The 22337-nt window shown below is 59.6% G+C and carries 21 protein-coding genes and 3 tRNA genes; 8 read left to right on the top strand and 16 right to left on the bottom strand.

Annotation, left to right across the window (positions count from 1 at the left end; genetic code table 11):
* Nucleotides 1–14: 14 nt before the first annotated feature.
* Nucleotides 15–1634, top strand: coding sequence for a long-chain-fatty-acid--CoA ligase (locus ACR0I8_RS01505; protein WP_170688732.1), 1620 nt, complete (start codon nt 15–17; stop codon nt 1632–1634).
* Nucleotides 1635–1645: 11 nt separating this feature from the next.
* On the opposite strand, the gene ACR0I8_RS01500 is transcribed toward ACR0I8_RS01505, so the two are convergent.
* From ACR0I8_RS01500 to ACR0I8_RS01490, 3 genes are all read right to left on the bottom strand, one after another.
* Nucleotides 1646–1720: transfer RNA gene (locus tag ACR0I8_RS01500), tRNA-Asn, on the bottom strand.
* 133 nt (nt 1721–1853) lie between these two features.
* A tRNA-Asn gene (locus tag ACR0I8_RS01495) sits at nt 1854–1928 on the bottom strand.
* 75 nt (nt 1929–2003) lie between these two features.
* Nucleotides 2004–2918, bottom strand: a complete 915-nt coding sequence (locus ACR0I8_RS01490) for an MBL fold metallo-hydrolase (protein ID WP_170688731.1) — start codon at nt 2916–2918, stop codon at nt 2004–2006.
* A 44-nt stretch (nt 2919–2962) separates the two neighbouring features.
* Here ACR0I8_RS01490 and ACR0I8_RS01485 point away from each other — a divergent pair, with 44 nt between their 5' ends.
* Nucleotides 2963–4282, top strand: coding sequence for an ATP-binding protein (locus tag ACR0I8_RS01485; protein ID WP_170688730.1), 1320 nt, complete (start codon nt 2963–2965; stop codon nt 4280–4282).
* A 33-nt stretch (nt 4283–4315) separates the two neighbouring features.
* Here the strand turns inward: ACR0I8_RS01485 and ACR0I8_RS01480 are convergent.
* Nucleotides 4316–4392: transfer RNA gene (locus ACR0I8_RS01480), tRNA-Ile, on the bottom strand.
* 107 nt (nt 4393–4499) lie between these two features.
* Here ACR0I8_RS01480 and purM point away from each other — a divergent pair.
* The 3 genes from purM (at nt 4500) to rnd (ending at nt 7406) form a co-directional block, all read left to right on the top strand.
* The gene (gene purM, locus ACR0I8_RS01475) at nt 4500–5546 is read left to right on the top strand and encodes a phosphoribosylformylglycinamidine cyclo-ligase (protein WP_170688729.1); all 1047 of its coding nucleotides are present in this window, start codon (nt 4500–4502) and stop codon (nt 5544–5546) included.
* The gene (gene purN / locus ACR0I8_RS01470; RefSeq protein WP_170688728.1) at nt 5543–6139 is read left to right on the top strand and encodes a phosphoribosylglycinamide formyltransferase; all 597 of its coding nucleotides are present in this window, start codon (nt 5543–5545) and stop codon (nt 6137–6139) included. Before purM ends, purN begins: the two co-directional genes overlap by 4 nt.
* A 109-nt stretch (nt 6140–6248) precedes the next feature.
* Nucleotides 6249–7406: a ribonuclease D gene (rnd, locus tag ACR0I8_RS01465; protein ID WP_170373822.1), complete on the top strand. Its 1158-nt coding sequence runs from the start codon at nt 6249–6251 to the stop codon at nt 7404–7406.
* A gap of 4 nt (nt 7407–7410) precedes the next feature.
* On the opposite strand, the gene ACR0I8_RS01460 is transcribed toward rnd, so the two are convergent.
* Nucleotides 7411–7938, bottom strand: a complete 528-nt coding sequence (locus tag ACR0I8_RS01460) for a hypothetical protein (protein WP_170373821.1) — start codon at nt 7936–7938, stop codon at nt 7411–7413.
* Nucleotides 7939–8076: 138 nt separating this feature from the next.
* Here ACR0I8_RS01460 and ACR0I8_RS01455 point away from each other — a divergent pair, with 138 nt between their 5' ends.
* Nucleotides 8077–8487, top strand: a complete 411-nt coding sequence (locus ACR0I8_RS01455; protein WP_170374327.1) for a SufE family protein — start codon at nt 8077–8079, stop codon at nt 8485–8487.
* Between the two features lie 2 nt (nt 8488–8489).
* Here the strand turns inward: ACR0I8_RS01455 and ACR0I8_RS01450 are convergent, their stop codons facing one another.
* Complete coding sequence (locus tag ACR0I8_RS01450) at nt 8490–9149, bottom strand: DUF1638 domain-containing protein (protein WP_170688727.1); 660 nt, start codon at nt 9147–9149, stop codon at nt 8490–8492.
* 109 nt (nt 9150–9258) lie between these two features.
* Nucleotides 9259–9957 (bottom strand): corrinoid protein, encoded by a 699-nt coding sequence (locus ACR0I8_RS01445; protein WP_170373819.1) that lies wholly within the window; start codon nt 9955–9957, stop codon nt 9259–9261.
* A gap of 255 nt (nt 9958–10212) precedes the next feature.
* Here ACR0I8_RS01445 and ACR0I8_RS01440 point away from each other — a divergent pair, with 255 nt between their 5' ends.
* On the top strand, nt 10213–11280 hold the full coding sequence (locus ACR0I8_RS01440; RefSeq protein ID WP_170688726.1) for a PA0069 family radical SAM protein: 1068 nt from the start codon (nt 10213–10215) through the stop codon (nt 11278–11280).
* Nucleotides 11281–11288: 8 nt separating this feature from the next.
* On the opposite strand, the gene ACR0I8_RS01435 is transcribed toward ACR0I8_RS01440, so the two are convergent.
* From ACR0I8_RS01435 to gltX, 3 genes are all read right to left on the bottom strand, one after another.
* Nucleotides 11289–12182, bottom strand: coding sequence for an autotransporter outer membrane beta-barrel domain-containing protein (locus ACR0I8_RS01435; protein WP_480702661.1), 894 nt, complete (start codon nt 12180–12182; stop codon nt 11289–11291).
* A gap of 232 nt (nt 12183–12414) precedes the next feature.
* The gene (gene gltA / locus ACR0I8_RS01430; protein WP_170373816.1) at nt 12415–13710 is read right to left on the bottom strand and encodes a citrate synthase; all 1296 of its coding nucleotides are present in this window, start codon (nt 13708–13710) and stop codon (nt 12415–12417) included.
* A 124-nt stretch (nt 13711–13834) separates the two neighbouring features.
* Nucleotides 13835–15235, bottom strand: a complete 1401-nt coding sequence (gene gltX / locus ACR0I8_RS01425; protein WP_170688724.1) for a glutamate--tRNA ligase — start codon at nt 15233–15235, stop codon at nt 13835–13837.
* A 78-nt stretch (nt 15236–15313) separates the two neighbouring features.
* On the opposite strand from gltX, the gene ACR0I8_RS01420 reads away from it, so the two are divergent.
* On the top strand, nt 15314–17365 hold the full coding sequence (locus ACR0I8_RS01420; protein ID WP_170688723.1) for a ComEC/Rec2 family competence protein: 2052 nt from the start codon (nt 15314–15316) through the stop codon (nt 17363–17365).
* On the opposite strand, the gene lexA is transcribed toward ACR0I8_RS01420, so the two are convergent.
* The 6 genes from lexA to ACR0I8_RS01390 form a co-directional block, all read right to left on the bottom strand.
* On the bottom strand, nt 17359–18057 hold the full coding sequence (gene lexA, locus ACR0I8_RS01415; RefSeq protein ID WP_170373813.1) for a transcriptional repressor LexA: 699 nt from the start codon (nt 18055–18057) through the stop codon (nt 17359–17361). The two genes, ACR0I8_RS01420 and lexA, sit on opposite strands and share 7 nt — an antisense overlap.
* Before the next feature lie 78 nt (nt 18058–18135).
* On the bottom strand, nt 18136–19308 hold the full coding sequence (locus ACR0I8_RS01410; protein WP_170688722.1) for a molybdopterin molybdotransferase MoeA: 1173 nt from the start codon (nt 19306–19308) through the stop codon (nt 18136–18138).
* Complete coding sequence (gene moaC / locus ACR0I8_RS01405) at nt 19305–19778, bottom strand: cyclic pyranopterin monophosphate synthase MoaC (protein ID WP_170688721.1); 474 nt, start codon at nt 19776–19778, stop codon at nt 19305–19307. The genes ACR0I8_RS01410 and moaC overlap by 4 nt, the downstream gene beginning before the upstream one ends.
* Nucleotides 19778–20590 carry an indole-3-glycerol phosphate synthase TrpC gene (gene trpC, locus ACR0I8_RS01400; RefSeq protein ID WP_170688720.1) on the bottom strand — a complete coding sequence of 271 codons (813 nt, stop codon included), beginning with the start codon at nt 20588–20590 and terminating at the stop codon, nt 19778–19780. The genes moaC and trpC overlap by 1 nt, the downstream gene beginning before the upstream one ends.
* Nucleotides 20587–21606 (bottom strand): anthranilate phosphoribosyltransferase, encoded by a 1020-nt coding sequence (gene trpD, locus ACR0I8_RS01395; protein ID WP_170688719.1) that lies wholly within the window; start codon nt 21604–21606, stop codon nt 20587–20589. Before trpD ends, trpC begins: the two co-directional genes overlap by 4 nt.
* Nucleotides 21603–22184, bottom strand: a complete 582-nt coding sequence (locus ACR0I8_RS01390; RefSeq protein ID WP_170688980.1) for an aminodeoxychorismate/anthranilate synthase component II — start codon at nt 22182–22184, stop codon at nt 21603–21605. The genes trpD and ACR0I8_RS01390 overlap by 4 nt, the downstream gene beginning before the upstream one ends.
* Nucleotides 22185–22337: the final 153 nt, after the last annotated feature.

Raw genomic sequence — 22337 nt, 5'->3', positions numbered from 1 at the left:
AAGGGAGGATGCCCATGCTGGGACAGATGATGACGCAGCCCTTGCTGATCTCGTCACTGATTGATCACGCCGAGCGCTACCACGGTCAGACTGAAATCGTGTCGGTTGAGACAGACGGCACCGTAACGCAAACCAATTGGTCCGAAGTGGCACGCAACGCTCGCCGGTTGGGATCGGCATTGACCAAGCTTGGACTGGAACCACAAGACCGCATCGGAACCCTGGCCTGGAACAACCGCCGCCACCTTGAGATCTACTACGCGACTTCGGGTGCCGGTTTCGTGTGTCACACGATCAATCCACGCCTCTTCCCCGAACAGCTGACCTACATCATCAACCACGCCCAGGATCGCGTTCTGTTTTTTGATGCCACCTTCATCCCTCTGGTCGCAGCGTTGCAAGAGGGGCTGGGCGAGGTTCATCACTTTGTGCTGATGGGCCCCCGGGATGACGAAGCGGCGGCTCAGATCGACGGGCTGCAATTCTATGATGAATTGATCGAGACGGGTGATGCCGATTTTGCATGGCCGGACTTGGATGAAAACACGGCGTCCGGCCTGTGCTACACCTCGGGCACAACGGGCCATCCCAAGGGGGTGCTGTACTCGCATCGCTCGACCGTGCTGCATGGCTTTGCCTCGAATGCGCGAGACGTCATTGGCTATTCGGCGATGGATGTCGTGATGCCTGTGGTGCCGATGTTCCATGTCAATGCCTGGGGGTCGCCCTATGCCTGTGCCATGTCCGGCTCGCGCATGGTTTTGCCTGGGCCAGGCCTGCATGGTGAGGCGCTGGTCAACCTGATTGACAGCTATGGCGTGACGGTCGCAATGGGTGTTCCCACGATCTGGCAGGGCCTTCTGGCCCATGCCGCGCAATCCGGCAGCATACTCGCCAGCCTTGATCGCACCGTGATCGGAGGTGCCGCTTGCCCACCCTCGATGATCGAAACCTTCCGTGAGGTCTACGACGTCGATACCGTCCACGCGTGGGGCATGAGTGAGATGAGCCCGCTGGGCACAACCAATGTCCCGATTGCCAAACATCGCGACCTGCCGATCGACGAGCAGTACCGCCTGCGCGAAAGCCAGGGGCGGCCTCCTTATGGGGTTGAGTTGAAGATCGTGGATGACGACGGCAATGATTTGCCCCATGACGGCGAAACCCAGGGCGACCTGATGGTGCGCGGCCCGTGGGTACTGGACAGCTATTTCCAGATGCAGGACGAGGCGCTTTTGCAGGACGGCTGGTTCGCCACCGGCGATGTCGCAACTCTGGATGCCGACGGCTACATGACGATCCGCGATCGGTCCAAGGATATCATCAAATCGGGCGGCGAATGGATCAGCTCGGTCGAGTTGGAAAACATCGCGGTCGCCCATCCAAAACTAGCCACAGCCGCCGTGGTTGGTGTGGCGCACCCCAAATGGGATGAGCGCCCGATTCTGGTCGCCGTGAAGGCCGAGGGAGAGGAGCCGTCAGAGGACGAACTGCTGTCCTTCTTCGATGGCAAGATCGCCAAATGGCAAGTGCCGGACAAGGTTGTATTCATCGACGCTCTGCCGTTGAACGCCACGGGAAAGGTGCTGAAACGGACCTTGCGCACGCAGTTTGCCGACGCATTGACGGGGTGATCTGGGGGAATTGGCTCCGGCGGTAGGGATCGAACCTACGACCAATTGATTAACAGTCAACTGCTCTACCGCTGAGCTACGCCGGAACGGTTCGCGCCGTATAGCAAGCTGTTTTCACGGCGTCCAGTGGGGGATGAAAAGTTTTTTCTGCCGATCAGCAAAGCGCAGTTCTGGCCCGTCTGGACCATGACCAATTTCACCAGATTTTGCTGAGAAGATTGGCTCCGGCGGTAGGGATCGAACCTACGACCAATTGATTAACAGTCAACTGCTCTACCGCTGAGCTACGCCGGAACTGAGGGGCGTATAACAACCCCGATTTTTGACGTCCAGAGGGGAAGCGCGAGAAATCTGAATTTTTTCACGCGCTCACGAAAGTCGCCGGAAAACCGCATCTGAAGCAAGCGGGCCATTGTAGGTGACTTTGGATTTTCCCGCCAAATCAATCAAATGCGCCAGGACGTTACGCTCGGCTGCGGGCAGCAGGGCTTTCGGGGTGTCGGTGTAGATACGCTCGGCCAATTGACGGGCCGAGCCTTGCCGATCTGCCAGCGCCGCCAGGATCTGCGCTTCTCGTCCTAGCCTATGCTGAAACAACCACTCCAACCGCTCAGCAGGGTTTTCGATGGGTGCGCCGTGACCTGAGTGAAAGACGGACCAGTCGCGCTGTTGCAGCCGGTGGCAGGCCGCCATGAAGTCGGTGAGGTCTCCGTCAGGGGGAGAGACGAGCGAGCTGGCCCAACCCATCACGTGATCCGCCGTAAAGCACACATCGCCCCAGGCCAGCGCGATATGATTGCCCAGATGGCCAGGGGTGTGGATGACCTCAAGCTGCCAGTCGTCACCTGTGACGCGTTCTCCGTCCGCCAATTCGATATCTGGCCGGAATGCGGTGTCGATGCCTTCTCCGCCTTGCACCATGCCACTCTTGGCGAGGTCGCACATGACCGGACTGCGCCCGGCCTCGGGTCCTCCGAAGGCCAGAATTGGTGCACCCGTGCGGGCCGCAAGCGGGGCAGCCAGAGGCGAATGGTCCAGATGGGTGTGGGTCACGAGGATGTGGCTGATTCTCTGATCGGGGGACAACGCGTCCAGAATCGTCTCCAGATGCACGTTGCTCAGCGGTCCGGGGTCGATCACTGCCAGATCCCGCGTGCCCAGAAGATAGGTGTTTGTGCCCCGATACGTCATCGGCGAAGGATTCGGAGCCAGAATGCGCCGCAAACCCGGATGCAACTCCTGCGCCACGCCAGCTGGCGGGTTGAATTCGTCAGGTGCCTGCATTCTGTCCTCTTTCTCTTGTCCGGGCAGCCCGCTAGGTTTAGCGCATGTCCACGCAATGGCTCAAACCCTATATGCCGCGCGGCCTGTATGTCCGGGCTGCGCTGATTCTCGTCCTGCCGGTGGTGGCCTTGCTGCTGGTGGTGGGCATCGCGTTTCTGCAAAAGCATCTGGAGGACGTGACCGCGCAAATGACGCAAGCCGCCGCGCGTGAGGTCCGACTGATCACTCAGACCATGGCCGAATCTGAGACTCGGCAACAGGCGCTGGCCGCCGTGCGTCCCGATCTAAGCGCTTTGTCGATGAAGATGCAGTTCCTCGATGCGGATGAGATGCCGGAAATCGGCCGGCGCAGGTGGTACGACTTTATAGCGCCACAGGTTGAGGCGGATCTGATGGCGGAATTGCCCGACCTTGTGGCAGTTGCCCTGCCCAGCGGGCAAGAGGCACGCCTGTATATGCCCACTCATCTGGGCCTGTTGCAGCTGACCTTTGATCGACGGCGTCTGTCCCCTGCAGCGCCGCATCAGTTGATTGTGACGATGGTTTTCTTCGCCATCATCATGACCTCGATTTCGTTTCTATACATGCGCAACCAGCTGCGGCCCATCACGCGGCTTGCGGATGCGGCGCAGGCCTTTGGTCGCGGACGGGTGGTGCCGTATTCCCCCGGCGGCGCTGTCGAGGTTCGGGCCGCGGGCAACGCTTTTCTCGACATGCGGTCGCGGATCGAACGGCAAATGGAGCAGCGGACAATGATGCTGTCGGGTGTCAGCCATGACCTGCGTACTCCGCTGACACGGCTGAAACTGGGCCTGTCTATGCTGCCAGAAGAAGAGGCTGCGCCGTTGCAGCAGGACGTAACCGAGATGCAATCGCTTCTGGATGCGTTCCTCGACTTTTCCCGCGGTGCTGCCGAAGGTGCTCCCGAAGAGGTCGATCCCGAAGCTTTGCTGACGCAGATCGTCAGCGATGCAAGACGGGCTGGCCATAAGGCGGAACTGGTTACCGTCGACGGGCAGGGGACAGCGATGTTGCGACCATCAGCCATGCGCCGGGCGGTCGAGAATCTGATCGGTAATGCCGTGCGGTATGGCAGCAAGGCGGATGTCAGCCTGACGCTGACGCCCAAATCTCTACGCATCCGGGTCGAGGATGATGGGCCAGGTATCCCGCCCGAACAACGGACCGAGGCCGTTAAGCCCTTTTCCCGTTTGGACCCTGCACGCAATCAGAACCAAGGTAGCGGTGTTGGTTTGGGCCTTGCCATCGTGGCCGACATCGCCCGTGCCCACGGCGGCGTTTTGCGCCTTGGTAAAAGCGAGCGACTGGGCGGGCTGTGTGCTGACATCATCGTAGGGCGCTAGAGGCGCGGCGTTCTTAGTGAAAACAGCGGAATTTGGTAGGCCCGGCAGGACTTGAACCCGCAACCAAAGCGTTATGAGCGCTCTGCTCTAACCAATTGAGCTACAGGCCCGCCTGAGCGCTTTGAGTACCACGGTGATCGCCCGCGTCAAGCCTGACCGTTGCATCAAAGCGCACAATCGACTAACCCGCCCGCAAACCATTCATGAGGGATAGGCCATGACAGCGGGCAAGAACGGAATCACCTACGCCGACGCGGGTGTGGATATTGATGCAGGCAACGCTCTGGTCGACCGCATCAAGCCTGCTGCCAAACGCACCAATCGCCCCGGAGTCATGAGCGGTCTGGGCGGGTTCGGCGCGCTGTTTGACCTAAAGGCCGCTGGCTATGAAGACCCGATCCTGGTGGGGGCCACCGACGGTGTTGGCACCAAGCTGCGGATTGCGATTGATACTGGTGTTGTGGATGGCGTAGGCATTGATCTGGTCGCCATGTGCGTCAACGACCTGATCTGCCAGGGCGCTGAGCCATTGTTCTTTCTCGATTATTTCGCCACTGGCAAGCTGGACACCGATACCGCCGCACGGATCATCGAAGGGATTGCCGAAGGCTGCGCTCAGTCGGGATGCGCCTTGATCGGTGGCGAAACTGCTGAGATGCCGGGCATGTATCCCGATGGTGATTTCGATCTGGCTGGGTTCTCGGTCGGCGCGATGGAGCGCGGTGCCGATCTGCCCGACGGCGTAGCGGCGGGCGACGTTCTGTTGGGATTGGCCTCCGACGGGGTGCATTCCAATGGCTACTCTCTGGTGCGCAAACTGGTCGAGATTTCCGGGCTGGGCTGGGAGGCCGACTCGCCCTTTAGCGACGGCACGTTGGGCGAGTCGCTGCTGACGCCGACGCGGCTTTATGTGAAGCCTGCACTGGCCGCGATCCGCGCCGGGGGTGTGCATGCGCTGGCTCATATCACCGGCGGCGGTCTGACCGAAAACCTGCCGCGTGTTCTGCCCGAAGGGCTGGGCGCGCAGATCGATCTGGACGCATGGGATTTGCCGCCTGTCTTCGGTTGGATGGCCGAAACTGGCGGGATTGCCGAAGCTGAGATGTTGAAGACATTCAACTGCGGCATCGGCATGATCGTGGTCTGCGCCGCAGATCAGGCCGACGCGCTGACGGCTTTGCTGGCTGAGGCGGGTGAGACCGTGTCGCGCATCGGCACCGTGACTGACAAGGCTGGCGTGGCCTATTCGGGCAAACTGCTGTGAGCCGCAAGCGCGTCGCGATCCTGATTTCCGGCGGCGGGTCAAACATGGTCTCTCTGGTCGACAGCATGACCGGAGACCACCCTGCGCGCCCATGTCTGGTTCTGTCCAACGACGCGCAGGCCGGTGGTCTGGCAAAGGCGCGGGATCGCGGCATCGAAACGGCCGTGGTCGATCACCGCCCCTTCAAAGGGGATCGAGCGGCGTTTGAGGCGGAACTGCTGAAACCGCTTGAAGCCGCGCAACCCGATATCGTCTGTCTGGCCGGGTTCATGCGGGTTCTGACTGGCGATTTCGTCTCGCGCTTTCAGGGGCGGATGTTGAATATTCACCCATCGTTGCTGCCGAAATACAAGGGCCTGCACACCCACGCCCGCGCGATCGAAGCGGGTGATGCTGAACATGGCTGCACCGTGCATGAGGTCACCGCGGCGCTGGATGATGGCCCAATTCTGGGGCAGGCGAGGGTCGCCATTGAACCCGAGGACACCCCCGATAGCCTGGCCGCCAAAGTGCTGGTCTATGAGCACCAGCTCTACCCGCCTGTGCTGCGGCGGTATGCGGAAGGCAACAGGTCCGTTCTTATGCTGCCCTGATCGCCCTTGGGTGATTTACACCCGGCGGAAATTCGTCCTATGGTCGCCGATAACGCTCGGGACGGTAGAAAAACGGGCAGTCACACAAAGAACAAGAATAGTACGGCGCATGAGAACTCTGACAACGACGCAAGAGCTGGCTGATTTCTGCTCGGCTGCTGCTGCCTTTCCCTATGTCACTGTAGATACCGAATTTCTGCGCGAGCGGACCTACTATTCAAAACTGTGTCTGGTGCAGCTTGCCGTCCCCTCCGAGAATGAAGACAGCGCCGTTCTCGTCGACCCGTTGGCCGATGGTATCTCTCTTGAGCCGCTCTATGAACTGTTCCGGAACGAGGGCGTGGTCAAGGTGTTCCACGCCGCACGTCAGGACCTTGAGATCTTCTGGGTCGATGCGCATGTGTTCCCAACGCCGCTGTTTGACACGCAGGTTGCTGCGATGGTCTGCGGCTTTGGTGAGCAGGTGGGCTATGAGACGCTGGTGCGCAAGATCTGCAAGCAGGGGGTGGATAAAACCTCGCGCTTTACAGACTGGTCGCGGCGTCCTTTGACAGACGCGCAAAAGACCTATGCGCTGGCCGATGTGACACATCTGCGCAAGATCTACGAACATCTCGCGGCCGAACTTGAGAAAACCAAGCGCAGCCATTGGGTGTCCGAGGAACTGCGGATTCTGACCCAGCCCGGCACCTATGACATCCGGCCCGAGGATGCGTGGAAGCGCGTGAAGACACGGACAAATTCGGCCAAGTTTCTGGCGGTTGTGCGCGAGTTGGCACAGTTCCGTGAATCTCACGCACAGGACAACAACATCCCGCGCAACCGCGTGTTCAAGGATGACGCGCTGATCGAGCTGGCCTCGACCAAACCCAAAACGCCGTCGGACCTTGGCGGCTCGCGCCTCCTGCTGCGAGAGGCGCGTAAGGGGGCGATTGCGGAAGGTATTCTGGCGGCCGTCAAAAAGGGTGTGAACTGTCCGCCCGAACAGCTGCCCAAGGTCGACACGAGCCGCGACAAACTGAAGGTGAACCCAGCGCTGGCTGATCTGTTGCGGGTGTTGCTGAAATCGAAAACCGAAAGCTCGGGCGTGGCAGCAAAGCTGATCGCCACCAGCGCCGAACTGGACCAGATCGCAGCGGGCGAGCGCGGCCTTCCCTCTATGACCGGTTGGAGGTTCGAGGTGTTCGGTGAGGATGCTCTGAAGCTGTGCGAAGGCAAGATCGCACTGGCCGCAAAGGGGCAAAACGTGAAGGTCGTGCCCCTCTGATCGTTTAGCGGCGGCGTGATTCCAGGGCGTTTTGCTGCCCAACCACGCGGACCAGGCGAATGCCTTCAAGCTCTTGCCGGGAGACGTTGATGGCGTCGGAAACCATTCGCGAACGCTCAGTGCCTTGAGCCGTTTGCGCCTTGGGGTAATTGACCAGGAAGGTGAACTCCATCACGCCGTTCTTCTGGTTTTCTTCCGAATTCACGGGCACCAGACGGGCGTTGAACGCGCCCTGGCGTTGCGCCGTGCCCGAGGAATAGACGATCGCTCCGGTAGGCGTCGCGTCGATCCGCAGCTCGTCGATTTTTGCAATTGGAACGCTGGTGTCTTCTTCTACGGGGCGATCAAACAAGCCGATGCCATCGCTTTGTCTTGGCACCAGGGCATAGGCCTCGTCTACCGGGGCGGTTTCGACCGGGGCGGGCTGGCTGGATCCGAACCAGTTCGACGGGTTCGCCCGTGAATTGCGCCAGCTATTGCAGGCAGACAGGGTCAACGCGGCGATGATAAGAAGAGACAGTGATTTTTGCATGGACCCACGGCTTTAACAGTCATTCACGCAATGGGTTAGCGCAATTTCCTTGCCTTGAAAAGCCACGGCGAGGGCTGGACAGGTGGCTATCGTCGGCATAGGTCACAATTGTGAATGAAACAGAAGGACCGCCGCGCCATGGCAACGCCCGCCTTTGAAGAAATTGTCGAAGACTTCGAGTTCCTTGAAGATTGGGAGGACCGCTATCGCCATGTGATCGAGCAGGGCAAAGCGATGGAGCCGCTGGACGATGCGCTCAAAGTTCCAGCCACCAAAGTGGACGGTTGCGCCAGCCAGGTGTGGCTGCACCCTATGATCGATGGCGGCGTGTTTCGTTTCGATGGGGATAGCGATGCGCTGATCGTTCGTGGTCTGATTGCGGTTTTACGTCTTCTTTACAACGACTTGCCGGTTGCTGAGGTGATCAAGGTCGACGCCGGCGGAGAGTTGGCGCGGCTGGGCCTGAATGACCACTTGTCCGCTCAGCGGTCGAACGGTCTGAGGGCGATGATCGAACGCATCCGCGAAGTCGCGCAGGAAAAAGCGTAGCGTCAGCGCGTTCTAGTCGCCCAATCGGTTAGCGTGGTTTCCAGATCGCCATAGCCGGTCAAGCGGCGCTCAAAATCCAGTCCCATACGCTCGGCACATTCCTTCGCGCGCGCCGTTAGCGCGGGATCATCCGTTTGGGCCTGATAGACCAGTTTGGTGTAGTTCCCGAAATACATGTCTCGCAGCCGGGGATGGCGATCCAAACCCAGCGGTTTCCAGACAAATGCGTCGAACTGCCGGGCCAGAAAATCGGTAAGGTAAAAGGCGGTTGTCTCGTCCTCGCTTTGCGCGGCAAAGGCCTCATTCCCTTCGAAAAACGAATAGCAATGCGGGCCTTTGACCATCTCGACACCCAGCCGGTCACACGCCTGTTGCAGCAGGCCACCGGTGCCGCAATCCGCGTAGACGACGAAGACCTGATCGTACTGCTCACGATGCTTGGCAATCGCATCTTCGACGGCCTGAGTGATCTTTTCGGGGTGGACATGAAGGATCGCGGGCAGGCAGGTCAGGTCCATATGGTCCCAGCCGTTGCGGGTCTTGAGGTCCAGAATCTCGCGCGCCAAGGCCCCGCAGGCCAACAACAGGATACGACCCTTGCCAGTTTCGTCATATCCATCGGTCGTCAGGCTGGCGTCATCGGGATGTTGGCTTTTTGACATTCCGGGGTCCTCTGGCTGGCTGGTCCGGGTGATTTTGCCCGAAAACGCGGTTTGAAACAAAAAGGCCGCCCGAAATCGAGCGGCCTTTTCAGAACTTAAAACGGAGTTCTTATCCCGCCAGCTGGTTGTGCTTGCGCGAGACGAAGTCCTTGGCGGTCTCAACAGCCACAGCCGCGTCACGGCAATATGCGTCCGCGCCAATGGCTTTGCCGAACTCTTCGTTCAGTGGCGCGCCGCCGACCAGAACGATGTAGTCATCTCGAACGCCTTGCTCGACCAGCGTGTCGATCACGACCTTCATGTAAGGCATGGTGGTGGTCAGCAGGGCGGACATGCCCAGGATGTCGGGCTGTTCGTTTTCCAGTGCTTCCAAGTAGTTTTCGACCGGGTTGTTGATGCCGATGTCGACAACTTCGAAACCTGCGCCTTCCATCATCATCGAAACAAGGTTCTTGCCGATGTCGTGGATGTCGCCCTTCACGGTGCCGATGACCATCTTGCCAACGCGCGGTGCGCCAGTTTCAGCCAGCAGAGGCTTCAGGATCGCCATACCGCCCTTCATGGCGTTGGCGGCCAGCAGAACCTCGGGCACGAACAGGATGCCGTCGCGGAAGTCGTGGCCAACCACGGTCATGCCGCCGACCAGAGCTTTGGTCAGGATGTCGTAGGGGGTCCAGCCGCGCTCGAGAAGGATGTTGGTGCCTTCTTCGATCTCTTCTTTCAGGCCGTCGTAGAGATCGTCGAACATCTGTTCAACAAGCTCTTCGTCGTTCAGTTCGGACAGGATGATGTCTTCTTCGTCGGACATGGGGTGTTTTCCTGAGCTGTGCGGACCCTTGGTCCGAGGTGGCATTTTTTTCGTTTTGGCCAAAACGTCGCAGATTTACTGTGACGATTGCGACCTCGGCGGTTTCGGGACCGACGTTTATGTCAAAAATCGGCATCGGGCGACAGAATAATATGCATGATCATCCTGTGTCTGGCTCAGGTTAGCCAAAACAGGGGGTGGTTGCCTGGCGTTCAGTCTTCGCGTATCAATGGCGTTAGAACAAAGAGTGAACAAATGCAACCTCAAACCAATATCCGCGCTCGAGGGACCGCATCCAATGACGCGGGTCGCTTTGAAAAACTTGCCACGGTCCAGACGGATGACGGTTGGGACATCGAAGAAGATCAACCCCTTCTGAGAACCGAGGTTCGGGACGAGGTGGCGCGCAGTGTGATCACCTATAATCGCTCGCCCGACCTGCCGTTTGACCGCTCGATCAACCCGTACCGGGGGTGCGAGCATGGCTGCGTCTATTGCTTTGCGCGGCCCAGTCACGCCTATCTGGGGCTGTCTGCAGGGTTGGATTTCGAGACGCGTTTGATCGCTCGCGGCAATGCGGCCGAGGTGCTGCGCAAGGAATTGTCCGCGCGGTCCTACAAGGTCGCGCCGATTGCCTTGGGCACCAACACTGACCCTTATCAACCTGTTGAAAAAGAACGCGGGATCACGCGGGCCTGTCTTGCGGTCTTGAGGGATTTCAACCACCCCGTAGCGATCGTGACCAAAGGGGCACTGATCGAGAGGGATCTGGATATTCTTGCGCCCATGGCAGCGCTGGGGCTGGTACGCGTCGGGATATCCCTGACAACTTTGGACGCGGGCCTCTCTCGTCGGATGGAGCCGCGCGCGCCGTCTCCCAAACGGCGGTTGGAGGTCATCCGACGTCTCACCGGGGCAGGGGTGCCAGTGCGGGTGATGACCTCGCCCGTTGTGCCCGGGTTGACGGATCACGAGCTGGAGACCCTGCTGGAGGCCGGGCGTGAGGCCGGCGCTGACACCGCGAGCTGGATCATGCTGCGTCTGCCACGAGAGGTGTCGGCGCTGTGGCAGGACTGGCTGGCCGAACATGAACCAGCGCGGGCCGAAAAGGTCATGGCACGGCTGCGCGAGATGCATGGAGGTCGCGACTATGACCCGCGCTGGGGTCACCGGATGCGGGGAGAAGGCGAGTATGCCGAATTGATCTCAAAGCGCTTCAAGGTAGCCGTTAAACGTTTGGGCCTGAAGGTGAAGTCCGACGAACTGCGTCGCGATCTTTTCGCAAAACCTGCGCAGCCGGGCGATCAGATGAGCCTGTTTTAGGTCGCGCGTCAGAAACTGATACCGATCCCGGCTGTGAACCCGTTGACCGTGTCGCTGCCATAGTAGCGGACCATGATCCGTGTGGTACTCACCCATGGCACCCAGGTGTCGGACAGATCAACCTCGATCCCGCCGCCGACGCGGGCCAGCCAATCTGTGCCCAGAACAATCGACTGATCCCCGGCCAGGTAAGAGATAGACAGATCCCCGACCCAACGTACCGGTCGGCCAAACATCCGACCGCCTGTCGGAAACCGGTACCGTGACCAAAGCACTGCATTTGCAGCCGTCGATTGCACGAGGAGGTCTTCGTCGTCACCAATGGGCCAGTATTCGATATGCGTGTAGCGAAGGCTCATCTCGAACTCTCGGTCATTGGTCAGAGGGCGTGCGTAATCCAGCGTCAGCGAACCGCCCGCACCTCCGGCCCAGAGACCGCCGCTTTCGAGGAAATCAGCTTCTATGCCAAGCCGCTCGGCGATCACTTGAGCGGCGACTGACGTGTCAGATTGGGTGCGCCCGATCGAGATATGCGCCATGGGCGTCAGTTTCCATCGCTCTCCCAAGTCAAATTGGTAGCCGATACCGCCTGTTACAGCGGCGCTTGTCCATTTGAGTGGCAACGTGGTGGTTTCGCCGGAGCCAGAAAAGAACAGGACCGGGTCATAGCGCGCATAGCCGATATAGCCTTCGAGGTAGATGGGCACGCCTTCGCTCAGTCGAAAGCCCCCGCCCAATTGCGCAGATTTGAAATCATACTCTCGATTTCCCGTGTTTGATTGCAGGGAGATCGCACTGGCCGAGTCATCAGGGATGCCAGCAAGGCCCAAAATAGCCAGAGAACCCGCCGCGTTTTCGCGCTGGATCTGTTTGAAAATGTCCTCAAGAATCCCTTGCGCCAAACCAGACGCCGGAAACGCAAAAAACGCCAGAAAGGCTATTTGAAGGAACCGACATACCATCGCAACACAGGGTTTCTACAATTTCACGAGACCATATCCATGGTCTTAGGCTGAGAGAAGCAGGCGCAAAAACCGCCGGGGCAAGTGACGCAGCGCTACAACAACTCAGGATCAAAAAAAAAGGCCCCGGAGAACGTCCGGAGCCTTGGTTCTGTTTGATCTGTCGTGCGGTTCAGCGCTTTTCGATATCCACGTAGTCGCGAAGTGTTTCGCCCAGATACAGCTGACGCGGGCGGCCAATCTTGTTCTGAGGATCGGCGATCATCTCTTTCCACTGGCTGACCCAGCCAACAGTGCGCGACAGGGCGAAGATCGGTGTGAACATCGAGGTTGGGAAGCCCATCGCCTCGAGGATGATACCCGAATAGAAGTCCACGTTCGGGAACAGCTTCTTCTCGGCGAAATAGGGATCTTCCAGCGCCTGTTTTTCCAGCGCTTTTGCGACCTGAAGCTTGGGGTTGTTTTCGACACCCAGCAGATCCAACACTTCGTCAGCCGATTGCTTCATCACCTTCGCACGCGGGTCGAAGTTTTTGTAAACCCGGTGACCGAAGCCCATCAGGCGGAACGGATCATTCTTGTCTTTGGCGCGCGCGATGTATTCGGGGATGCGATCGACGGTGCCGATCTCTTCCAGCATCTCAAGGCAGGCCTGGTTCGCACCACCATGCGCTGGACCCCAGAGGCAGGCGATACCGGCAGCGATACAGGCAAACGGGTTCGCGCCCGAAGACGATGCCAGACGTACGGTCGAAGTCGAGGCGTTCTGTTCGTGATCGGCGTGCAAGGTAAAGATACGGTCCATCGCACGGCTGAGGATCGGGTTCACCTCATATTCTTCGGCCGGAACGCTGAAGCACATGCGCAGGAAGTTCGACGCATAGTCCAGATCGTTGCGCGGATACACGAAGGGCTGGCCAGTGTGGTACTTGTAGGCCCAAGCGGCAATCGTCGGCATCTTTGCGATCAGGCGGTGTGAGGCAACCTCGCGCTGATGCGGGTCCGAGATGTCGGTCGAATCGTGATAGAAGGCCGACATCGCGCCGACGACACCAACCATGATGGCCATCGGGTGGGCGTCGCGACGGAAGCCGCGGTAGAAATACTGCATTTGCTCGTGCAGCATCGTGTGACGCGTGATCGTGGATTCGAATGTTTCGAGATCTTTTGCGACTGGCAGCTCTCCGTAAAGAAGCAGGTAGCAGACTTCGAGGAAGTGGGACTTCTCGGCTAGCTGATCAATCGGGTAGCCACGGTGAAGCAGCTCACCTTTGTCGCCGTCGATATAGGTGATGGTGCTGTCGCAACTGGCAGTCGAAGTAAAGCCGGGATCGTAGGTGAACACACCTGCCTGACCGTAAAGCTTGCGAATATCGACAACATCAGGCCCAGCAGTTGGAGAGTGAACGGGCAACTCATACTCTTTGCCATGGACGGTCAGAGTTGCTGTCTTATTGCTATCAGTCATGGTTGTCCCTTCTTCATTTGTGCGCAGGTCAGTTCATTGCCCTGACCTGCGGGCAATGGCTGCGCGCGGGCGCGCAGCCCGGGTGTGTTAGCGGTGCAGCGTTACCCGAATATGAAGATTGGGTTTAATCCGCTGCCTCAGAAAGCCGCGCCAGGGTTTCATCGCGCCCCAGCACAAGCATCATGTCAAAAACCGAAGGAGTGACTGCCCGACCCGCCAATGCCGCCCGAAGCGGACCTGCCAGCTTACCGAACTTGACCTCCTTTGCTTCTGCAAAGGAATTCAGAGCCTCCTCCAGCTCGTTCCGGGACCAGCTAACATTTTGCAGCTGCGGCGTCAATTCACTCAGTATACCATCGGATACAGATGAGAGCGCCTTTTGGGCTTTCTCATCGCACTCGATGGGGCGCGAGGTCAGTACAAAATGCGCTTTTTCAAGCAGTTCCGGGAAAGTTCGAGCGCGGTCCTTGAGACAATACATCGCGCTTTCCAGATCACCGGATTGTGTCTCGGAGAGAGGTGGCAGGTCGGCCGCCGCCAAGTAGGCTTCGATTTCACGCCGCAGTGCAGCATCATCTGAGATCGCAATATGCTGGCCACACAGGTTCTCGAGCTTTTTCAGATCGAACCGCGCCGGGCTTTTGCCGATTCCGCCCAGATCGAACCATTCTTTGGCCTGTTCATCCGTAAAGAACTCGTCGTCGCCGTGGCTCCAGCCGAGGCGGGCCAGATAGTTGCGCATCCCTGCGGCGGGGTAGCCCATCGCCTGATATTCCTGCGCGCCCAAGGCACCGTGACGCTTCGACAGCTTCTTGCCGTCCGGCCCGTGAATCAGCGGGATATGAGCCCACACCGGAACATCCCAGCCCATTGCCTCGTAGATCATCATCTGGCGCGCGGCGTTGTTCAGGTGATCGTCGCCCCGGATCACATGGGTCACCCCCATGTCGTGGTCATCCACCACAACCGCGAGCATATAGACTGGCGTCCCGTCCGAGCGCAGAAGAATCATGTCGTCCAACTGGTCGTTCCGGATGGTCACGTCACCCTGGACCTGATCACGGATCACCGTGGCGCCGTCCTGCGGGGCTTTGATGCGGATCACGAAGGGCATATCCGGATGCGTGGCCGGATCAGCATCGCGCCATGGGCTGCGGAAGAGGGTCGATTTACCCTCGGCCCGCGCCTGCTCACGGAAAGCCGCGATTTCGTCCTGGGTCGAGAAACATTTATAGGCTTTGCCCTCGGCCAGAAGCTGATGCGCCACTTCGGCATGACGCGCGGCCCCTTCGAATTGGCTGATGACATCTCCGTCATGGTCGAGGCCCAGCCACTCCATCCCTTGCAGGATCGCCGCCGTGGCCTCAGGGGTCGAACGTTCCCGATCCGTGTCCTCGATCCGCAACAGGAACTTACCGCCGCGTCCACGCGCATAGAGCCAGTTGAACAGCGCAGTACGCGCGCCGCCAATGTGAAGAAAACCGGTAGGCGAAGGGGCGAAACGGGTGACGACCTGATCGGACATTGTGTTGATTAACCTTTTGGTAACCGCGATGGGCTTAGCTTGGCGCCTGTCTAACGAGCCTCAAGGACGGGGGCAACCATGCGTGTTCTCGCACAGGTCCGGTTGGCGCTGCTGAACCAGATCGGGTTTTTGTTTCCGTGGTCTCCGGTGTGCTTAGGCCTTGGGATCGGTCTCTTTTTCGGATTGCGGTTCGAACCTGAGGGGCCTTTGTACCTGGGTTTGGCCGTCGCAGGATTGGTTTTGATCGGTTTGAGTCGTGTGTTGCCTGCCGGATGGGGCGCGTTGGCAATCGGGGGGGTGCTGGTGGCGGCTGGCTTTTTGCTTGCGGGTGCCCGCGCCCACATGGTGGCGGAACCGGTTCTGTCATGGCGATACTATGGCCCTGTCGAGGGGAGGGTCGTCGCCATGGACCGCTCCGCCTCGGATGCGCTGCGATTGACGTTGGATCAGGTGCGGGTAGGGGACGTGCCAGAGCACCGACGTCCGCAGCGCATCCGTCTTTCCGTTCATTCCGAGGTCGGGACCATCGCGCCGGGACAACGGATCATGACCACGGCGCATCTGTCCCCGCCGCAAGGCCCTGTCGAGCCCGGAGGGTTCGATTTCCGCCGTCACGCCTGGTTTCAGGGGCTTGGTGCTGTCGGGTACACGCGGGTACCGGTGATGACCATCGCGCCGCCGCAGGACGCGTTGCAGGGCGTTCGGGTCACGGCCATTCGCATGGCAATCTCGGACCATGTGCGCGCCCATCTTCCGGACGAGGTCGGAGGGTTCGCAGCCGCCGTCACGACAGGAGACCGGAGCAGCATGGGGCAAGACACGCTCGATGCGCTGCGCGCGTCAAATCTTGCGCATCTGCTGGCGATATCGGGCCTGCATATGGGGTTGCTGACTGGTTTTGTCTTCATGGTTTGCCGCGTTGGGTTGTCTGCGATCCCCGCGCTGGCCCTCCGTGTACCTGTCCGCAAACTTGCTGCTGGATGTGCGCTAGTGGCCGCCGTTATTTACCTGATGTTGTCCGGCGGAAATGTCGCGACCGAGCGGGCCTTTGTCATGGTCAGCGTCATGTTCGGAGCAGTTCTGATCGACCGGCGCGCCATTTCGCTGAGGGCCGTCGCGGTGGCCGCATTGATCGTGTTGACCCTGCGCCCCGAAACGCTGCTCAGCCCCGGCTTTCAAATGTCATTCGCGGCGACCACCGCTTTGGTGGCTGTATTCGGAGCGCTGCGTGATGTTGGCCCCATGCCGGGGCCGAAATGGTCCAAAGCTGCGGTTGGTCTGCTGATGTCCTCTGCCATCGCGGGTCTTGCAACCGCACCAATCGGAGCGGCGCATTTTAATACGATGTCGCACTACGGCCTGTTGGCCAATCTGCTTTCCGTGCCTGTCATGGGGTCCATCGTCGTGCCCGCAGCCGTTGTCGCGGCGCTGTTGGCGCCTTTCGGGCTGGAGTGGATCGCGCTTGAGGTCATGGGGCTGGGACTGCGTTGGGTCTTGATGATCGCGGAGTGGGTGTCCGGGTTGGACGGATCACAGGGCTATGTGGTTGGTCCGCCATGGTTTGTTCTGCCCATGATCGCGTTGGGGGCGCTTTGGCTGGTTTTGTGGCAGGGCCGAGCGCAATGGGTCGGGGTGGTTCCGGAGGTCCTGGCCTTTGTGCTTTGGACCTCGGGCAACCGGCCTGAGGTTCTGATCGCCGAATCCGGCGGACTGGTTGGCGTCATGACCTCTGACGGCCGCGCGCTCAGCAAAGAAAAGGGCAGCGGGTTCGTGGCTACAGTCTGGCTTGAGAATGACGGAGACGGTCTGGCACAAGAGCAGGCGGCCAGTCGGTGGCCGGGCCATGCGGATCGGGTTCAAAGGATCGCTCTGACCGGGGCCGAGGTGATCCACCTGACCGGCAAACGCGCGGCGCTTGCGTTTGACAAATGCAAAACCGGTCAGATCATTGTGTCTTCGGTCGATCTGAAACTTAGTGGAAATTGCACCATTTTCGACCCGGACCGGCTGTATGAGACCGGAAGCCTGTCAATCTCAGGCGGCAAAATCACGTCAAGCGCCGAGATGACCGGCGATCGGCTGTGGTCCCCGAAATCCACGGGGAACCGCGCGAAAACGGGCAATCAATAGGTCCGGATCAACCCGACCAGACGACCCTGAACCTTTACTTTTTCCTGCGGCAGAACGCGGGTTTCATAGGCGGGGTTCGCGGCCTCCAGAGCGATGGCCTTGCCGCGGCGGAAGAACCGTTTCAGCGTCGCTTCCTGATCCTCGACCAGAGCAACGACGATATCGCCATTGTCGGCGGTTGAGGTTTCGCGGATCACCACAACATCGCCGTCGTTGATCCCGGCGTCGATCATCGAATCTCCGCGGACCTCAAGTGCATAATGCGACCCTTGGCCCGAGACCATCGGGCCGGGCACCGCCACGTGGTGTGAGACATGGCTGATCGCCTCGATCGGAACACCGGCTGCGATCCGGCCCATGACTGGCAGTTCCATCGCGTCGACCGAGACCGGCTCGAAATTGGCAGGGCGCGGGCCTTCGGGCTTGTCGCCCTCGATCACGCGGGGGGTGAAGCCCGCTGTGGGCTCTCCGCCTAAGCTCTCTGGAAGTTTGACAATCTCAATCGCGCGGGCGCGGTGCGCCAGACGTCGGATAAAGCCGCGTTCTTCAAGCGCGGTGATCAGACGGTGGATGCCGGATTTGGATCGAAGGTCCAACGCCGCCTTCATTTCATCAAAGCTGGGCGGAACGCCGTCTGCTTGTACGCGTTTGTGGATGAATTCCAGCAAATCCAGCTGCTTCTTGGTCAGCATCGCTCATACCTCGTCGCTTATGCGTTTGCATTTGTTCTACGCATGTTCACGTTTTGTGTCAACGATTTTGGGGATGTTCTACAGCTGCAGGTAGTGAACTTGGGTCCCTTCGGGCAAGGCCGGATCCTGAGGCGGGCGCATCAGTAAAGCATTGGCGTCGGCCAGAACACTCAGCAAGGAACTGTCCTGATTCGCGCAGGCCCGAACGCCGTTTTCATCGACAATAGCGCGCATGTAGTGTTCACGCGGACCATTGGCTGCAAGCGGTTCGGTCAGTACGGCTGTTTTGAACGGGTTGAGAACGGCCTCCAGCCCCAGCATCCGCCGTACCAGAGGAACAAGGAACAAATAGCCGCAAACCATTGCACTCACAGGGTTTCCGGGCAACCCGACCATCGCGGCATCCCCCATGCGACCGGCCATCAGAGGTTTTCCGGGTCGCATGCGGATCTTGTAGAAGGACCGATCCATGCCCAACGCCTCGGAGACGTCAGACACAAGATCATAGTCGCCGACGGAGGCGCCTCCGATCGTGACCACAAGATCCGCGCCTTTGGCCAGTCCAAAGGCGGTTTCCAGCGACGATGCGGTATCCCGCGCGATGGGGAGAATGCGAACATGCGCGCCTTCACGCTCCAACAGCGCCTTCAAACCGAACGTATTCGACGCGATGATCTGATCCGGACCCGGAACTTCTCCGGGCATCACCAACTCGTCCCCGGTCGAGATCAACGCGATCTGAGGTTTCCGCGTCACGGGGACCTGAGGGATATTCATCGCCGCCATAAGCGCTATATCCTCAGGGCGGATCACGCGTGGGGCGGTGATTGTTGTGCCTTTGGTGAAGTCAATGCCTGCCGGTCGGATATTGGTCTTTTGGCCGGGATCGTCGCTGATGGTGATCAGGTCGCCCTTACGGTCGACATCTTCCTGAATCACAACGAAATCAGCACCTTCCGGCACTGGTGCGCCGGTAAAAATCCGTACGGCCTGACCCGGACCCACTACGCCGTCAAAGAGATTTCCAGCTGCTGATTCACCCACCAGTTTGAACATGGCGTGCAATTCGACCTCGGCCGCTTTGACTGCATAGCCATCCATGGATGAGGCCGCGAAAGGCGGTTGATCGCGCGTTGCGCTCACGTCCTGCGACAGGACACGACCTGCGGCCTCGGCCAAAGGGACGGTTTCTGCGGGAAGGGTCTCAACCAGATCAAAAAGCAGGGCGCGGGCGTCTTCGACAGTGATCATGTCGCCTCGTAACGCCCTGATTTGCCGCCGTCTTTCAGTAATACGCGAATGCCGCCTATCTCCATCGCTTTGTCGACCGCCTTGGTCATATCATAGACGGTCAGCGCTGCGGTCGAAACGGCGGTCAGGGCCTCCATCTCAACCCCGGTCTGGCCCGAGGTCTTGACGGTCGCCTCGATCTGAACGCCGGGCAGTTCGGGATCAAGCGTCAACTCGACCGCGACCTTGGTCACCGGCAGAGGGTGGCACAGCGGGATCAGGTCTGGGGTTTTCTTGGCACCCATGATCCCCGCAAGCCGCGCGATACCCAGAACGTCACCTTTCTTGGCGCGACCTCCTGAAATCAAATCAAAGGTTTCCAAGGCCATCTTGATGTGACCGGCGGCTACGGCCACGCGGTCGGTCACCTCTTTATCCGAGACATCGACCATATGAGCCTGTCCCTGGGCATCAAAATGGGTGAGAGGCATCACATCACTCCGGGGATCAGCGGGTTGGAGAGGATGTGGCGGGTGGCCGCGGTGACGTCATCCTGCCGCATTAGGCTTTCACCGATCAGGAAGCAGCGCGCGCCGTAGCGGGCGATATCCGCCAGATCCTCGGGCGTGCTCAAGCCGCTTTCACAGACGATGGTGCGATCTCCAGGCACCAGCTTGGACAGGCGGCGCGTTGTATCCAGAGTTGTCTCGAAGGTCTTGAGATTACGGTTATTTATCCCGATCAACGGGCTCTTGAGTTCTGTTGCGCGCTCCAACTCTTCCTGATCGTGAACCTCGATCAGGACGTCCATACCCCAGTCGAACGCTGTCTGTTCCAACTCGGCGGCCTGAGTGTCCTCGACCGAGGCCATTATTATCAGGATGCAGTCGGCGCCCAAGGCACGCGCCTCGACGACCTGATAGGGGTCGTACATGAAATCCTTGCGCAGCGCGGGCAGGTTGGTCGCGGCACGTGCGGCGGTCAGGTAGTCTTTCGAACCCTGGAAACTGGGTGTATCGGTCAAAACCGACAAACAGGCCGCACCGCCTTCTTCATAGGCTTTCGCCAGAAGCGGCGGATCAAAGTCGGGACGGATCAAACCTTTGGACGGGCTGGCCTTTTTCACCTCGGCAATCAGGCCATAGCCAGACCGGGCGGCTTTACGCAGAGCTTCGGCAAAGCCGCGAACCTCGGGTGCGCTCCTGGCTTCGCTTTCAAGCTCATCCAGGGATTTTTGCGCCTTGTCCGCTTCGATTTCTTCCAGCTTGTAGGCTTTGATTTTGTCCAGAACGGTCTCGGTCATGCAGCTTCCTGTGTGATCCGCGCCAGCGCGGTAACTTTTTCTTTTGCTTTGCCACTGTCGATGCTTTCAGCAGCCATTTCAACACCTTCGCGCAGATCTGACGCGGCATCAGCCACGACCAGAGCGGCCGCCGCGTTCAACAGCGTCGCATCGCGATAGGCCGAGGGCGCGCCGTCGAGTAGAGCGCGGAACGCGACGGCGTTGTCTTCGGGTGTGCCGCCGACGATGTCTTCGAACGGATGGACGGGCAGGCCAGCATCTTCGGGATGCAGTTCGACCTCCTTGATGCGGTCGTCCTCCAAAGCGGCGACCCAGCTTATGCCGGTGATTGTCAGTTCATCCGTGCCGTCTGAACCATGTACCAGCCAAGCGCGCTCAGACCCCAGCAGACCCAGCGTTTCGGCCATAGGGCGGATCAGCTCGCGCGTGAAGGCACCGGTTAGCTGACGCTTCACGCCTGCAGGGTTGGTCAATGGCCCGAGAATGTTGAAGATCGTGCGGGTTCCAAGCTCTTGCCGCGAGGGCATGACATGGGCAATCGCAGGGTGGTGCATCGGGGCCATCATGAAACAGATACCGGCCTCATTCAGCGCCTTTTCAACAACTTGAGGGCCAACCATCACGTTGATCCCCATCTGCGACTGCAGATCAGCAGTCCCCGATTTCGAGCTGAGGTTGCGGTTGCCGTGTTTGGCGACCGTCACACCGGCCCCGGCCGTCACAAAGGCCGTCGCGGTGGAAATGTTGAGGGTGTGCTTGCCATCACCGCCCGTTCCAACGATGTCCATCGCGCCCTCGGGTGCCTTCACCGCGTTGCATTTGGCGCGCATCACGGCGGCGGCGGCGGCGTATTCCTCAACCGTTTCGCCGCGCGTGCGCATCGCCATCAAAAGACCGCCGATCTGGCTGGGCGTGGCTTCGCCGTCGAAGAGGATGGCAAAAGCCTGTTCGGCCTCGGCACGGGTCAGAGGGCGGTCGGCGGACGCTCCGATCAGCGGTTTCAGTGCGTCGCTCATGCGGGGACTTTCAACTCTTGCAGGAAGTTTTTGAGCAGGGCGTGGCCATGCTCGGACGCGATGGATTCCGGGTGGAACTGGACACCGTGGATGGGCAGCTCTTTGTGCTGCAGCCCCATGATGGTGCCGTCTTCCAGCTCGGCCGTGATCTCAAGGCAGTCGGGTAGGCTCTCGCGTTCAACAACCAGCGAGTGATAACGCGTGGCCTCAAAGGGCGAAGGAAGCCCTGCGAAAACACCTTTGCCGGTGTGGTTCATGGTACCCATCTTGCCATGCACGATCTCATGGCAGCGCACGACCTTGCCACCAAAAGACTGCCCGATGGTCTGGTGCCCCAAGCACACACCTAACAGCGGAGTTTTGGTCTCGGCGGCGGCTTTGGTCAGGGCAAGACAGATGCCCGCCTGATCCGGGTCGCAGGGGCCGGGACTCAGCAGGATACCGGCGGGGTTCATCGCCATGGCCTCTTGCACATCCAGCGCATCATTTCGGCGAATGACCATTTCGGCCCCAAGTTCGCCCAGATAATGCACCAGGTTGTATGTAAACGAGTCGTAGTTGTCGATCAGCAGCAGCATTTGGCACTTGTCTTCGTTTGGGCATTTCAGGCTGGCGATGCAGCCCCGGGCCACGGTATAATGTCGGAACATACATGCTCAGGCCTGTGAGGCAGCGTCAAGAGGACATCCCGTTCTAGACCCGCCATCAGGTCGAGCGCCACAGAAGATGGC

It is taken from the genome of Ruegeria sp. BG9, from assembly GCF_056538305.1.
This window is presented reverse-complemented; position numbering and strand designations above follow the sequence as displayed.